Origin of the sequence: Bradyrhizobium sp. 87, from assembly GCF_023073015.1 — a bacterium.
In the GTDB taxonomy this organism is placed as follows: domain Bacteria; phylum Pseudomonadota; class Alphaproteobacteria; order Rhizobiales; family Xanthobacteraceae; genus Bradyrhizobium; species Bradyrhizobium canariense_D.
On record NZ_JADPIQ010000048.1, the window covers coordinates 146,592 to 159,732 of the forward strand.

13 protein-coding genes and 1 tRNA gene are annotated in these 13,141 nt (G+C 63.9%); 3 read left to right on the forward strand and 11 right to left on the reverse strand.

Going from position 1 to position 13,141, the window contains the following annotated elements; translation table 11 throughout:
* Positions 1–17 precede the first annotated feature (17 nt).
* Positions 18–308 (reverse strand): YggT family protein, encoded by a 291-nt coding sequence (locus IVB50_RS10295; RefSeq protein ID WP_007598721.1) that lies wholly within the window; start codon positions 306–308, stop codon positions 18–20.
* Between the two features lie 204 nt (positions 309–512).
* Here IVB50_RS10295 and IVB50_RS10300 point away from each other — a divergent pair.
* Positions 513–588 (forward strand) — tRNA-Ala (locus IVB50_RS10300).
* 108 nt (positions 589–696) lie between these two features.
* Here the strand turns inward: IVB50_RS10300 and IVB50_RS10305 are convergent.
* From IVB50_RS10305 to IVB50_RS10335, 7 genes are all read right to left on the reverse strand, one after another.
* Positions 697–1,509, reverse strand: a complete 813-nt coding sequence (locus IVB50_RS10305) for an enoyl-CoA hydratase (protein ID WP_018459743.1) — start codon at positions 1,507–1,509, stop codon at positions 697–699.
* Between the two features lie 109 nt (positions 1,510–1,618).
* On the reverse strand, positions 1,619–2,413 hold the full coding sequence (locus tag IVB50_RS10310; RefSeq protein ID WP_026233871.1) for a glutamine amidotransferase: 795 nt from the start codon (positions 2,411–2,413) through the stop codon (positions 1,619–1,621).
* A 127-nt stretch (positions 2,414–2,540) separates the two neighbouring features.
* Positions 2,541–3,320, reverse strand: a complete 780-nt coding sequence (locus IVB50_RS10315) for an SDR family oxidoreductase (RefSeq protein ID WP_026233870.1) — start codon at positions 3,318–3,320, stop codon at positions 2,541–2,543.
* 231 nt (positions 3,321–3,551) lie between these two features.
* On the reverse strand, positions 3,552–4,040 hold the full coding sequence (locus IVB50_RS10320; RefSeq protein WP_085359631.1) for a TerB family tellurite resistance protein: 489 nt from the start codon (positions 4,038–4,040) through the stop codon (positions 3,552–3,554).
* Between the two features lie 287 nt (positions 4,041–4,327).
* Entirely contained in the window at positions 4,328–5,737 is a 1,410-nt protein-coding gene (locus IVB50_RS10325; protein ID WP_247295800.1) for an adenylate/guanylate cyclase domain-containing protein, read from the reverse strand.
* 50 nt (positions 5,738–5,787) lie between these two features.
* Positions 5,788–7,155 (reverse strand): cytochrome P450, encoded by a 1,368-nt coding sequence (locus IVB50_RS10330; protein WP_018459738.1) that lies wholly within the window; start codon positions 7,153–7,155, stop codon positions 5,788–5,790.
* 34 nt (positions 7,156–7,189) lie between these two features.
* Complete coding sequence (locus IVB50_RS10335; protein ID WP_018459737.1) at positions 7,190–8,557, reverse strand: twin-arginine translocation pathway signal; 1,368 nt, start codon at positions 8,555–8,557, stop codon at positions 7,190–7,192.
* A gap of 150 nt (positions 8,558–8,707) precedes the next feature.
* Here IVB50_RS10335 and IVB50_RS10340 point away from each other — a divergent pair, with 150 nt between their 5' ends.
* Positions 8,708–10,396: an MFS transporter gene (locus tag IVB50_RS10340; RefSeq protein ID WP_018459736.1), complete on the forward strand. Its 1,689-nt coding sequence runs from the start codon at positions 8,708–8,710 to the stop codon at positions 10,394–10,396.
* A gap of 24 nt (positions 10,397–10,420) precedes the next feature.
* Here the strand turns inward: IVB50_RS10340 and IVB50_RS10345 are convergent, their stop codons facing one another.
* Positions 10,421–10,633, reverse strand: a complete 213-nt coding sequence (locus IVB50_RS10345; RefSeq protein WP_018459735.1) for a hypothetical protein — start codon at positions 10,631–10,633, stop codon at positions 10,421–10,423.
* Positions 10,634–10,813: 180 nt separating this feature from the next.
* Positions 10,814–11,125 carry a hypothetical protein gene (locus IVB50_RS10350; RefSeq protein WP_018459734.1) on the reverse strand — a complete coding sequence of 104 codons (312 nt, stop codon included), beginning with the start codon at positions 11,123–11,125 and terminating at the stop codon, positions 10,814–10,816.
* 255 nt (positions 11,126–11,380) lie between these two features.
* Here IVB50_RS10350 and IVB50_RS10355 point away from each other — a divergent pair, with 255 nt between their 5' ends.
* Entirely contained in the window at positions 11,381–12,427 is a 1,047-nt protein-coding gene (locus IVB50_RS10355) for a polysaccharide deacetylase family protein (protein ID WP_247295801.1), read from the forward strand.
* A gap of 75 nt (positions 12,428–12,502) precedes the next feature.
* Here the strand turns inward: IVB50_RS10355 and IVB50_RS10360 are convergent, their stop codons facing one another.
* A complete protein-coding gene (locus tag IVB50_RS10360; protein WP_018459732.1) occupies positions 12,503–12,886 on the reverse strand; it encodes a hypothetical protein in 384 nt (127 codons plus the stop codon).
* Positions 12,887–13,141: the final 255 nt, after the last annotated feature.

A 13,141-nucleotide genomic window follows, 5' to 3' on the forward strand; every position in this document is an offset into this window, starting at 1 on the left:
AGGGCGCTCCAGCTTGCTTAGATCACGTTCGGGTAGATGTAATACAGGATCACCCGCTCGATGAACATGATGAGCAGGATCAGGATGATCGGCGAGATGTCGAGGCCGCCGAGGCTGGGCAGGAAATTGCGAATCGGAGCCAGGACCGGCTCGGTGATTCGGTACAGGAACTCCGCCACCGCCGAAACGAACTGGTTGCGGGTGTTCACGACGTTGAAGGCGATCAGCCAGGACAGGATCGCGGACGCGATCAGCAGCCAGACGTAGAGGTCGAGCACGATGATGACGATGTCGAGAACGGCACGCATGGCTTTTGAAGACTCTGACTTTTGAAAATTCTGGCTGCGGTCGGGATTGACGCCTGCTGCTAGATATCGGTTCCCCCCGGTCCAAACAAGGGAAGTCGGTGCCGGGATGGCTAAAACCGGGTTACACCCGTCCTTGACTTGACCTTGGCGGGGACTTAAATGGCGCCCGGTTGTCGGCCGCATTGACCAGAGCGGCCTACAAAAGGGGCCATAGCTCAGCTGGGAGAGCGCGTCGTTCGCAATGACGAGGTCGGCGGTTCGATCCCGCCTGGCTCCACCACGCTTCGCCCTTCGGGCTACGCGTGGCGCAGCCGCGCGGAGCTCGAGGGGCGAAGCGTGGTGTCCGGCGTAGCCCGCAGGGCGAAGACGGACTGCCCCTTAAGCTTCCCTACTTCCCCGTAAACCTCGGCGGCCGCTTCTCCATGAAGCTCGCGACCCCCTCCCGGAAATCGCTGCCGTTCAGCGCCACCATCATGTCCCGGTTGGCTTCGATCGTCGCCTCCGCCAGCGTCTGGAACGGCACCTCGTAGAGCTGCCGCTTGATCACGGCCATCGCGCTCGGCGAGACGAAATCGGCGAGGTCGCGCGCATAGGCATAGGTCTCCTCGCGCAGCTTCTCGGGCGAGCAGAGCCGGTTCACCAGCCCGATCCGCAGCGCCTCGTCACTCGAAACGCGGCGCGCCGAGAGCAACAGATCCATCGCGTTGGCGTGGCCGACGATTCGCGGCAGCATCCAGCTGATGCCGTGCTCGGCGATCAGACCACGCCGGGCGAAGGCGGTGGTGAACACGGTGTTGTCGGCGGCAAAGCGCAGGTCGCAATAGAGCGCGTGGACGAGGCCGATGCCGGCGGTCGCGCCATTGAGCATGGCGATGACAGGCTTTCCGATCGACGGGTAGAAGCCATGGCGCGTCTGCCAGTCCGGCCGCCGGTTCATGTCGAAGGGCGGCAGGTTCGACGCGCGCCTGACATCATCGGGGTCGAGCCCCTTCAATGCGTCCATGTCGGCACCGGCGCAGAAGGCGCGGCCCGCGCCGGTGATCACGATGACGCGGACATTGTCATCGGCGCTCGATGCTTCCATCGCATGGCGCACGTCGCGCTCCATGATCGGCGTCCACGCATTCATGCGATCGGGACGGTTGAGCGTGATGGTCGCGACCTTGTCGCTGACCTCATAGAGAATGTGTTCGTAAGCCATGGTGCTCTCCCTTTGTTTGCCGGCGCAGTTTCGCGCGCGCTCGTTGACATGAGCCTAGCATATCAAGGGATGAGACAAGGGCTTGTGCCAACGGCCTGGGAGGGCGCGATCACTCGGCGGCTTGCGCCAGCAACGGCCGACGCGCCAGCCAGCCGTCGATGAATTGATCAAGCCAGGCCCGTTCCGCGGCATCGTAGACGGCACGGTCCGCGAAGTGATGATGCCGCTGCCGCGCGCCGGGCGCGCTGAGACCGTCATAGCCGCGCGTGGTCCAGCAATGCATCATGGCGTAGGTCACGTCAGGATGAAACTGCACGCCGAAAGCGTTGCCGGTGCGGAACGCCTGCACCGGAAAATCATCGCCTTCGGCAAGCAGTTCAGCGCCAACCGGCAGCTCGAAGCCTTCGCGATGCCAGTGATAGACCCGTGCCGGCCAATTCGGGCAGAGCCCGTGTCCCGCGGGTGTCGGGCGGATCGGGTAGTAGCCGATCTGGGTCAGCGCATCGGCATGCGGCGCGACGCGGGCTCCTAACTGCTTCGCGAGCATCTGCGCGCCGAGGCAGATGCCGAGGAACGGCCGCTGTTCGCGGAGCGGAATTTCGATCCAGTCGATCTCGCGGCGGATGTAGTCGTCGGGATCATTGGCGCTCATCGGACCGCCGAAGACCACAGCGCCGGCATGCTGGTCGAGGGTCTCAGGCAGCGGATCGCCGAGGCGGGGACGGCGGATGTCGAGGCGGTGGCCAAGGGCGCGCAGCGCATTGCCGACGCGGCCGGGCGTCGAGGATTCCTGATGCAGGATGATCAGAACCGGCAACCGGGTTTCGAAGGCGGCGACATCAGGCGTCCTTCTGGGGAAGGGCACCACATCTGCGCCACCAAATCTGTCCGTCCGGAACGACATGGTCTTTGCGACTGCTATCGGTTCTGACCGCCAGCATAACTAAGCGATCGTTAATTTCGTGTGAGTTTGCGCACACACACTCCCGATAGAAAGCAAGCTCCGGGCCACGACCGACCGAGAGCTCCCTCTAGCGTCTTTGTCTCTGAAACCGGCTGGTGGCGGACAGGATGAAGCCGCGCGGGAAGAAGCGCAGCGCGAATGGCACAATCTTGATGCCCAGACCGGGGAGCACGGCCCGCTTGTTGGCCATCAGGCCGCGATAGGCCTGTCGTGCGACCTCAGCGGCAGGAACATTGAGAAGGGCCGTATCATGTCCGGACCCAACGCCGGCGCGCGCCTGGAATTCGGTGGGCACCGGGCCCGGGCAAAGTACGGTGACGCGAACGCCGTGCGGTGCAAGCTCCGCCCGCAAGGCCTCGGTGAAGGAAATGACATAGGCCTTGGACGCGTAATAGACCGCCATGCCGGGGCCGGGCAGATAGCCGGCGACCGATCCGACGTTGAGAAGGCCACCCTTGTTCCTGATCAGCTGATCGGCAAAGCGCAGCGACAGATCCGTCAGAGCCCGGACATTGACATCCACTATGCCGACCTGCTCGACGCGGTCGCGCTCAATTGCGTCGCCGAACACGCCGAAGCCGGCATTGTTGACGAGATGATCGAGCTCGACGCCTTCGGCAGCGAGTGCGGCGGCGATCTTCTCGCCGGCATCCGCATCCTCAAGATCGCAGGCGATCACGATCGGCTTTTTGCCACCCTTGGCAGCGAGCTCGTTTGCGAGCGCCTCGAGCCGGTCCGCGCGTCGCGCCGTCAGCGCAAGACGGTGTCCGTTCGCGGCGAACACACGCGCTAGCTCCGTGCCGATGCCCGCCGAGGCACCGGTGATCAACGTTACCCGCTCAGTCACGATCGAGATCTCTTGAATTGAAGTTTTTTTGGCGCCGCAATGCTGGAACGAGAGCATAGGCCGTGCGCGACAGGCAAGCGGCGTCCACCGCATAGCCACCTGAGCGGGAAACGGGGGAAGCAGGAAAACCCCGTTTTTACAGGGGAAAACCGGAACCAGGGCAGCCCCGAGGCTACATTAAAGTTTCGTCATGTGGTCCGCACAACCGCCAATTGGCGGTATTGGCAGTGATCACCCGCCGACCGCGCTGTCCTTGACCTGACCACCGGCACGATCTGCGACCGCGTGCTTCAGGTCGATCCGGTCGCGTTGCGAAATCCCGAGCAGGTCGGAGGCACGCCAGACCACATTATCCTCGAACTCGGTAACCTGGCCATCGGCATAGACCAGCTCCCACATCATCTGGACGACCCGCTTGCGGCCCTCTTCGTCGAGCGAGCGCATCATGATGCTGGTGAAGTGATAGAGGTCGACCGCCTCGCCCTCGACCTCCGTCGCATCCGCGATCAGACGATCCGCGGTGCCGCGATCGAGCCCAAAGTGGCTTTCGATCAGGCTGTGCAATTTGCGCTGCTCGGCAGCCGTCGGCTGGCCGTCCAGCGAGATCACGTGAACCAGCAGCGCGGTCGCCGCCAGCCGGTAATCACCGTCACCGAAAGCGCGGTCCTGGGCATGGGGAGCAACAATGTCGGCGATGAATTGGCGCAGGCCGTCGAGCATAAGGTCCTACCGAAATCGATGAAGCCGCGGAGCGCGACCGCTACCAGCATTATATGAGTAGGAAATTCAACCGGCGCAACGTGCGTCAGTTCCGCGCGTCGCATTACGTTTCGGCAATCTGAGTCTGTGATTTTGGAGTAGGGCAAGGCAAGTGCGCACATGTGGTCCCGGCGAAGGCCGGGACCCATAACCACAGGCTGCGGTTTGGCGAAGGCTTTGGTAACGACCATCCAGCCTGTTTCGGAAATCACGCGGTATGGTCCCGGCCTTCGCCGGGACGACACCAGTCACGGTATCTCGTACACCACCATCTTGTCGGCGATGCCGCGCAGTGCGGCCTGCTTCTGGATCGGCCTGATTTCGCGCTGCTTGAGGACTTCGGCAACCGCCGGCGCATCCAGCACCGGGCCGGTGATGTGAATCTCCTGCGCGGTCGAGAGGCTCTGCACGCGGGCGGCGATGTTGACGGTCTGGCCGAAATAATCCTGCCGCTCGTTCAGCATCACCGCGAGGCACGGACCTTCGTGGATGCCGATCTTGACGATGAGATCGGCAGTACCGCGCTTTTTGTTGAGCTCGTCCATCGCCGCGCGCATCCGCAAACCCGCTGCGATCGCATGCTCGGGACGGACGAAGGTCGCCATCACGGCGTCGCCGATGGTCTTCACCACCGCGCCTTTCTCGGAGGAGATGATCTCGAGCAGCGCATGGAAATGCGCGCGCACGAGGTCGAAGGCGGCAAGATCGCCGACGCGCTCATAGAGCGCGGTCGATCCCTTCAGATCGGTGAACAGGAAGGTCAGCGAGGTGATCTGGAGCCGCTGGTCGAGACTGAGATTGTCCGCCTTGAACACATCACGAAACATCTGGTTCGACAGCATCCGCTTGGCGGTCAGGAACGGCTTGCGCTTGCCGATGAGGTGATGGAGCGCCTCGGCCGCGATGAACACCGACGGCAGCACGCGTACGCCGGCCTGGTTCTCCAGCGACAGCCGCAGCGGGCCCGGCCGCATGGTCGTGGTTCCCGTCGGCGCCTGCACCCTGTTGTACATGATGGCGAGCTGCTGACGGTCCTTGGTGGGCTCGCCCTGCACGTCGATGAAATGCGCCGCGTGCGTCACCGGTTCGAAGATGATGATGAAATCGTCCGGCAGTTGCAGCGACATGGTCGCCTTCTCGCCGGCCGGGAGCTCCATCGTGTCCAGCGTCACCTCGTTGGCGAGCGTCGCAAACGATTCCTTGTTGAAGTCGACGCCGGAACTCCAGAACACCTGCTTGAAGTACTCCCACACCGGAAGCGTATCGGGATCATGCGCCGCAATGCGCCGGACACGTGAATTGACGGTGAAGGAGACTTCGACCTGATCATCGACGGAGGCCTTGTAGCCGCAGGCGCACAGCGCACAATGATAATTGTCTGGCTTGAGCGCCTTCAGGGTCGAGTGCGCACCCAACACGCCGCCGCAGCCCGGGCACAGCACATTCCAGCCCAGATCGAACAGGCCGAGCCGCGCCGAATGCAGGAATGCCGAGATCGCGTGCTCTTCATCGAGACCGTGCTGCTTCGCGAAATCGAGTACATTGACGCGGTTGAGCTCGTGATCTTCGCCGTCCTCGATGAGGCGCGCGATCGCGTCGACCACTTTCGCATCGGCGGTCTGCTTCAGAACGGAAAACTGGGCCTGGATATCGCTCATGGCGCAACTCTATCTGGAGTGGATCACGCCGTCGGCCAGGCGAACGCCTGTCACCGACGCGTGATGCGGAACAGCGGCGACCGGTCCGGCTGGGTCGTGACGACGCCGAGCGGAATGACAGGGCTGGTATCGGCAAGCTCGACACGGAACGCACCGATCAGCCGGGCCAGCGCCAGCACGGATTCGGCTTGCGCGAAGGGGGCGCCGACGCAGACGCGCGGACCCGCGCCAAAGGGCAGATACGCGAATCGATCGGGCGCTTCCGTGGACATGAAGCGTTTTGGAATGAACGCGTTCGGCTGATCCCACAGCTTCTCGTGCCGGTGCAGCAGCCACGGTGCGATCATGATGATGTCGCCCTTGCCGATGGCGACGCCGGCCGCGTTGTCCTTCTCGCGCGCGGCCCGGGCGATCAGGAAGGCCGGCGGATAAAGCCGCATGGTCTCCTCGATCACGGCGCGGGTGAACTTCTGCCGATCGATGTCGGCCATGCTGTCGAGGTGCTCGCCGCGGGTCTCGGAGGCGATCTCCTCCTGCGTATCGGGATCGAGCGCGAGCAGATAGAGCGCCCAGAACAGCGCGGTCGCCGTGGTCTCGTGACCCGCGAGGATCATAGTCGCGACTTCGTCGACCAGTTGTTCGTCCGAAAAGCCCTTGCCGGTTTCAGGGTCACGCGCCTCGTCCATGAGATCGAAAAGATCGCGCGGCGGCGCGCCGTCTTTCTTGCCCATCTCACGCCGCTCGGCGATCAGCATCGCGACGAATTCGGTCCAGCGCTTGCGGAAACGGGCGCGGGCAAAATCCATCGGACTCGGCCAGGACAGCGGCAGCACCATGTCGAGCAAGTACGGCCGTCCGAGTCGGGCTCCATACTCCATGACGAAGTTGCGCAAGGTCAGACCATGCCGGTCCATGCCGAACGAGAACATGGTGCGGCCGGCGATCTCCAGCGTCATGCGCTGCATGATCTCGCGCAGATCGACCGGCTCGCTCGTTCGCCCGTCGAGCTTTGCGATGGTCTCGTCGAGCACCGCCGTCATGTGCGGAACGAGATTTGCTGTCGCACGCGGCGTGAACGCCGGCGCGAGGGTGCGGCGCTGAAACGTCCACGAATGGCCCTCCGCAATCAGAAGACCGTCGCCGAGCACGGGACGAAGCATGCGGATGCCCGCCGGAGTACGCGAATAATTCTCGTAATTGCTGAGCAGGACATGCCGGATCGCATCCGGCCGGTTCAGGATGAAGCTGTTGCGGAAGAAGAAGCGGCCTTCAATGACGTCTTCCTCATAGGCGCGCTGCCCCCAGGTCGCGATCATATTCCGCTTGATCACGGCAAGCCGGCCGAGGAACGACATGTCGTCGGGCGCTCGCGGCGGCGTCGGAGGGACGATGGGCCGACGCACGCTGGCGATGTTCATGGCTCTCTCCCGGAGGGGTGGCGCAGGCAGTTAGCTAGTAAGTCAGCTCGGCAATCGCAATCCTGTTCTCGGAGGCAGGCCAGGCGCGTGCCACAATTCGTTCTTCGTTGAATTCGGCCACGATGTTACGCCCGACCTCGCCGGCCGGAAGGCGCAGTGTTGCTGTCGAATCCGTGGGCACACCCGATTTGACGTCCGCCGGCTCCTTGCCGTCGAGCAGCACCACGTCCCGCGGCAGGCCGAAATAGCCGCGCGGACGCGACATGATCACGACGGCCCCGGCGTCCTTGTCCGCGGGACCGAGCGGGCGCGCGGCGCGCAGGTGAACGACGTCGGACGAGCGCGGGAAGGGCGAGCGGTAGATGTGCGTCGTCGGCGCATCCGGCGCTGCGAGGGCGAATTCGAGCGACCAGGAAGGTTCGACCTGCGCCGGTCCCCAGCGGCCGTCGGCACCGGTCTTCGCGCTGTGCACGGCGCTGCCCTTGCGCTCACCGGTTTCAGGATCAACCCGAAAGATATCGACGGTTGCACCGGCCACCGGCCGATTGGTCGGCGCACCGCCCGGTGTGCCCGTCACGAGGCCGCTCAGCCTGACGCTCTGCTCCGGCACAATCGAGATTCGCGCGGGCTCGCGGCCGGCAATGAACTTATAGATCTCGCGGAAGGCTCGGGGGTGAAACGCCACCTCGCGATGATCGAGTGCGCCCAGCACGAGGTTGGTGGCCCCCTTCAACTCCGGACCTTCGACGCTGACGCCGGTCGGCGTGCCGGGCTTGCCGATGAAGCGGCCATCGGCCTGCGCGTATTTGTCCATGCCGTCGCTGCGCAAGGTCAGGAAGGCAACACCCGGCGTCACCTCACTCTCGCCCTCGTTCAGGCCGAGCAGGAACGCGCCGCGGCCGTTGAACTCGCTGTTGGGCTGGTCGTCAGTCGCGAACACGCCGTGATTGGGCGTGCCGCACAGCACGGCGTGGCTGACATCGCCGGCGCCGCCGTTCTTGATGACGTTGCGGATGGCATAGCCGCCGCGCGAGCTGCCGACCAGCGCCACGCGGGCGGCGCCGGTGCTGCGCTTCAATTCGGCTATGGCGGCGGCGAGCTCGCGGCGCTGGTCCTCGGTCGAGGAGCGGCCCGCCTGCTCGACCTTGTCGTCACTTCGCGCATTGGGATCGTTGAAATTGATCGCATGCATGCGATCGCGCGCAATGCCGTTGGATTCCATCCGCCACAAGGTCGTCATCCAGAGCGCGTCGTAGTCGCCATTGCCGTGGACGAACAGGATTGGCGGCACCTCGCTCGGCGCAGTGGGTGCGGATTGAGCCAATGCGCCCGTGCGCAAGCTCGCAATTGCGAAGGGCAAGCTGCCGGCACCTTGCAAGATCATCCGTCGTGACAGCTTCATCTGTTCCTCCCCGGCAAAAGCATCTCTGTGCACCGCTTATACCGGCCTAACCACTGGACAGCGAAGGACTTTCGCGGGCATCACTGAACTTGCCGAAATCGCCCAAAGACCACGCCGACGCCACTTCTGCCAGCCCATTTGGAAGGGGATATGACCGAGCAGACGAACCGTCAGAAAATTGACGCCGACGGCATCATGGCGCCGCTACGGTACACCGTGTTCCGGCGCATCTGGCTCGCCAGCCTGCTCTCCAATCTCGGCCTGCTGATCCAGGGCGTGGGCGCCGCCTGGGCGATGACGCAGATGGCGGCCTCGGCGGACAAGGTGGCGCTGGTACAGACCGCCCTGATGCTGCCGATCATGCTGATCTCGATGCCGGCGGGCGCCATCGCCGACATGTATGACCGCCGTATCGTCACCCTGATCGCGCTCATGATCGCGCTGACTGGCGCGACCGCACTCACGGTCCTGGCCTGGCTCAACTTCATTTCCCCGGAAACGCTGCTCGCCTTCTGCTTCGTGGTTGGCAGCGGCAACGCACTGTTCGGTCCGGCCTGGCAGTCCTCGGTCAGCGAGCAGGTGCCGCCCGATGCACTGCCGTCAGCCGTCGCGCTGAACGGCATCAGCTACAACATCGCCCGCAGCTTCGGCCCTGCGGTCGGCGGTGTCATCGTCGCCGCACTCGGTGCTGTCGCGGCGTTCGCGTGTAACGCGATCCTCTATTTGCCGCTGTTGGTGGTGCTGCTGCTCTGGCGGCGCAACACCGAACCCTCGCGCCTGCCGCGGGAGAAGCTCAACCGCGCCATGGTATCGGGCTTCCGCTACATCACCAATTCGCCGCCGATCAAGATCGTGCTGTTGCGCACGCTGGTGATGGGCCTGATTGGCGGTGCCATCATGGCGTTGATGCCGCTGGTCGCACGTGATCTGCTGCATGGCGGCGCGCAAACCTACGGCATCATGCTCGGCGCCTTCGGAATGGGCGCTGTGATCGGCGCGCTCAACATCCACGAATTGCGCAAGCGCATGAGCGGCGAAGCCGCGATCCGCGCCTGCACCATCTCGATGGCGTTTGCGATGGCCGCTCTCGCCGTGAGCACCGAGCCGGTGCTGACCGCGGCTGCGCTGGTGCTCGCCGGCGCGGTCTGGATGGCCGCCATCGCGCTGTTCAATATCGGCGTGCAGCTCTCGGCGCCGCGCTGGGTCGCCGGCCGCTCGCTCGCGGCGTTTCAGGCTTCGATTTCCGGCGGCATCGCGATCGGCGCCTGGGGCTGGGGCCATCTCACCGACTATGCCGGCGTCGAGGTAGCGCTGCTGACGGCCGCCGGCCTGATGCTGATCTCGCCGGTGCTCGGAATCTGGCTCACGATGCCGCGCGTCGGCGCCCGCAACGAAGACGCCGATCTGCTGGCCGATCCGGAAGTCAAATTGTCGCTCACGGCGCGCAGCGGGCCGCTGGTGGTCGAGATCGAATACCGCGTCGCCCAAGAGAACGCCCGCGCCTTTCACAACGTGATGCAGGACGTGCAGCTCTCTCGCCAGCGCAACGGCGCCTATGGCTGGTCGATCGCGCGCGACATCGCCGATCCCGAATTGTGGACCGAGCGCTATCATTGCCCGACCTGGCTCGACTATCTGCGCCAGCGCAACCGCTCGACCCAGTCCGAACGCGCGCTGCATCAGGAGGCGATCGATTTCCACATCGGCCCGGATCCGGTGCGGATCCGCCGCATGCTCGAGCGTCCGTTCGGCTCGGTGCGCTGGAAAGAGGAGACGCCGGACCAGGCAGCAAGTGAGGTGCTGCCCGTGGTCGCCACTGCGGCGGGAAGCAGCACTTAGGTTTTGCGAGTCCGTAGCGACGTCTTACTGCCCGTGATCCGTCAGCACCTTGTCGCAGCCCTTGGTGAGCCGCGTACGGTTCTGCTTGAGGCAGGCGAGCACGGCGCCATCGCCATTGTTCATCACCGGACGGCAGAAGCGCGTGACGTCGCGCGCGCAGGCGTCGTGACCGGGCTGCTGCGCTGACGCAGTCGATGCAAACAGGATCAATGGAATGATGCAAAGAAATCTGGTCATCGCGTAATGCCTCTTACCCGGAAGATGTGCGGGCGAAGCTAGAGCGACGATCCCGAAGCCGCAACGGCTTTATTGGCAGACGGGCTTGCGCCGCCGCGGCGCTCCGGCATCACGCCGGGGCACATCGCGAGGGGAGCTAACCGACGCAACGACGCTATCGTTGCTGTTACTGATCGACTCTTATTGACTGTCCTGGGCGTCAGCGACCTTGCGTGACGCGCCGCCCTTGGCGAGATCCTTGTCCATCACCGCACGGCAACCGGCGCTCAGATCCGAACGATGCTTCATCATGCACGCCGTGATCTTCGGGATGTTCGGGATTTCCGACGAGCACAGGCGGAAAGCGTCGCCGGTGCACTGCTGCTGCGCTTCGGACGAGAAGGCGAAGCTCGAGCCGGTCGAGGCGATCGAGAGGATGGCGGCAAAGCCCAGAGCCAGGCTGACGTCGCGGATCTTGCTACTTAAGGACTTGATGTTCAGCGAGTTGGTCATTTGAAGCTCCCATTGGCACCGCGGAAGCGGGCCCGCCGTTGTTGATGGGATTGACCATGCTCCAGCAAAACAGTTCCGACTGTGATGACGGTCACGGGAGGCTCACCCTCTGTGACCTCGGTCACGCTGGCGCACCTCGCTGAAATTCCTCCATATCCGCTGTCGTGTTGGTGTCACGTTAACTGTTCCTTCGCATTAATGGCTCGTCGAGCGGGAAATTCCGCCGGTTTGGTTGCGTAATTGGAAAGAATGGCGATGCGTAATGCGTTGGGCCTGATGCTGGCCAGTGTAGTTGCGGCGGTCGTGATTGCCGCCGGCGGTTGGTTTTATTATTCCTCGCGCGCCGACCAGGCCGCTCCCAAGACGATTGCCGCCCGTGCCGCCGATCCATTGCCGGCACAGGCGAAGCTCGCCGCCAAGGACGACGTCGCGATCACGGCCGCGATTGCGGCCAAGCCGGCGGCAGCCGCCTCGGCGCCCGCACCCGCGCCGATGCCGGTTCAGCAGAAATCGACCTGCGCCAATCCCAACGCGCTCGGCGTCTCCCGCGTGGTCGAGATCGACACCACCGGCGGTCCGGGCTTCGGCTTCGATCATTTCAAGCAGTTCGACTTCCTCACCGACAAGGAGGTCGTGCTGACGTTCGACGACGGCCCCTGGCCGGTCAACACGCCCGCCGTACTGAAGGCGCTCGCGGACGAATGCGCCAAGGGCCTGTTCTTCTCGGTCGGCAAGCATGCGACCTACCACCCGGAGATCCTGCGCCAGGTGCTGGCCCAGGGCCATACGGTCGGCACGCACACCTGGTCGCACGTCAATCTGAACGGCAAGAAGATGACCGAGCAGATGGCCAAGGACGAGGTCGAAAAGGGCATTAGCGCGGTGAAATACGCGCTCGGCACCAACCCGGCGCCGTTCTTCCGCTTCCCGCAGCTCCAGCACAATCCGGCGATCGTGAGCTATTTCGGCACCCGAAACGTCGCGATGTTCTCGACCGACATCGACTCCTTCGATTTCAGGAAGGGCGCCACGCCGGAGAAGATCATCGAGACCGTGATGACCAGGCTCGACAAGCTCGGCAAGGGCATCATCCTGATGCACGACTTCCAGAAGCACACCGGCGAAGCCATGCCCGCGCTGCTCGCGCGGCTGAAGGCCGGCGGCTACAAGATCGTGCAGATGAAGGCCAAGACGACCCTCCAGTCGCTGCCGGAATATGACGAGGCGCTGCTGAAGGACCTAAAGGTGCCGACCTCGAGCGCGCGTCCGATCGGGAGCGTGGTGCAGACGGTTTCGCAGTAACGCGCCCGATCAGATTCAAAACTCTCGCGTGATGGCCGGGCTTGTCCCGGCCATATCCTTTTGAGAGCGGGCATCTTACCAGTAGATGCCATGGCGATGCAGCTCGCTGATGATGCGGCCTTCGGTCCAGCTGCGCTTGTGCTTCGGCTTGTCTGCCTTGGCCGTTGTCTTCGCGGCGGGTTGCGTCGTCGTCGCGGGCGCTGAGGCCGTCGTGGTCGTGGGTGTGGCAACCGCCGCGGGCGCATTGAGCGACACCGCCGGCGGGCGATCGAGATATTTCGGAGCTTCGGCGGCAGGCGCTGCTTCGCTCACCTGCGTCGGCGCGGCGGCAAGCGCCGGCGTCGTTTGCTGAACCGAAGCCGGCTCGCTCACCGCGGACAGCGACAGGCTGCGCGGGCCTCCGGCCTGGGCAGAGGCAGAGACCAGCACCATGGCGGTCACCAAAATGATCTTGCGCATATGAAATCTCCCCGTGTTTGGCGTGAGCTGGACACTAGGGGAGCCGATTGCGAGTTTATGTGATCACGATCACTCAGGGTGGCGCTCGATCCCGAACGCGTCCGTTGCGATGGAACGGCAGCTCTCTGTGCGATAGTTGTGGACGCTGCGAACGACAACTATAGTTGGCCGTCCTCGCTGATCTTCGAATTGTCTAATGTATAAGGTCTTTCCACATATGAAGGAAGGCGAGTCTACACCGTCTCGCCCGCAGTC

Coding starts and splice junctions, on each gene's coding strand:
- IVB50_RS10355 (WP_247295801.1), top strand. CDS start 11,381: ATGCGTAATGCGTTGGGCCTGATGCTGGCCAGTGTAGTTGCGGCGGTC.
- IVB50_RS10360 (WP_018459732.1), bottom strand. CDS start 12,886: ATGCGCAAGATCATTTTGGTGACCGCCATGGTGCTGGTCTCTGCCTCT.
- IVB50_RS10340 (WP_018459736.1), top strand. CDS start 8,708: ATGACCGAGCAGACGAACCGTCAGAAAATTGACGCCGACGGCATCATG.
- IVB50_RS10325 (WP_247295800.1), bottom strand. CDS start 5,737: ATGAGCGATATCCAGGCCCAGTTTTCCGTTCTGAAGCAGACCGCCGAT.
- IVB50_RS10350 (WP_018459734.1), bottom strand. CDS start 11,125: ATGACCAACTCGCTGAACATCAAGTCCTTAAGTAGCAAGATCCGCGAC.
- IVB50_RS10330 (WP_018459738.1), bottom strand. CDS start 7,155: ATGAACATCGCCAGCGTGCGTCGGCCCATCGTCCCTCCGACGCCGCCG.
- IVB50_RS10345 (WP_018459735.1), bottom strand. CDS start 10,633: ATGACCAGATTTCTTTGCATCATTCCATTGATCCTGTTTGCATCGACT.
- IVB50_RS10320 (WP_085359631.1), bottom strand. CDS start 4,040: ATGCTCGACGGCCTGCGCCAATTCATCGCCGACATTGTTGCTCCCCAT.
- IVB50_RS10310 (WP_026233871.1), bottom strand. CDS start 2,413: ATGTCGTTCCGGACGGACAGATTTGGTGGCGCAGATGTGGTGCCCTTC.
- IVB50_RS10305 (WP_018459743.1), bottom strand. CDS start 1,509: ATGGCTTACGAACACATTCTCTATGAGGTCAGCGACAAGGTCGCGACC.
- IVB50_RS10335 (WP_018459737.1), bottom strand. CDS start 8,557: ATGAAGCTGTCACGACGGATGATCTTGCAAGGTGCCGGCAGCTTGCCC.
- IVB50_RS10295 (WP_007598721.1), bottom strand. CDS start 308: ATGCGTGCCGTTCTCGACATCGTCATCATCGTGCTCGACCTCTACGTC.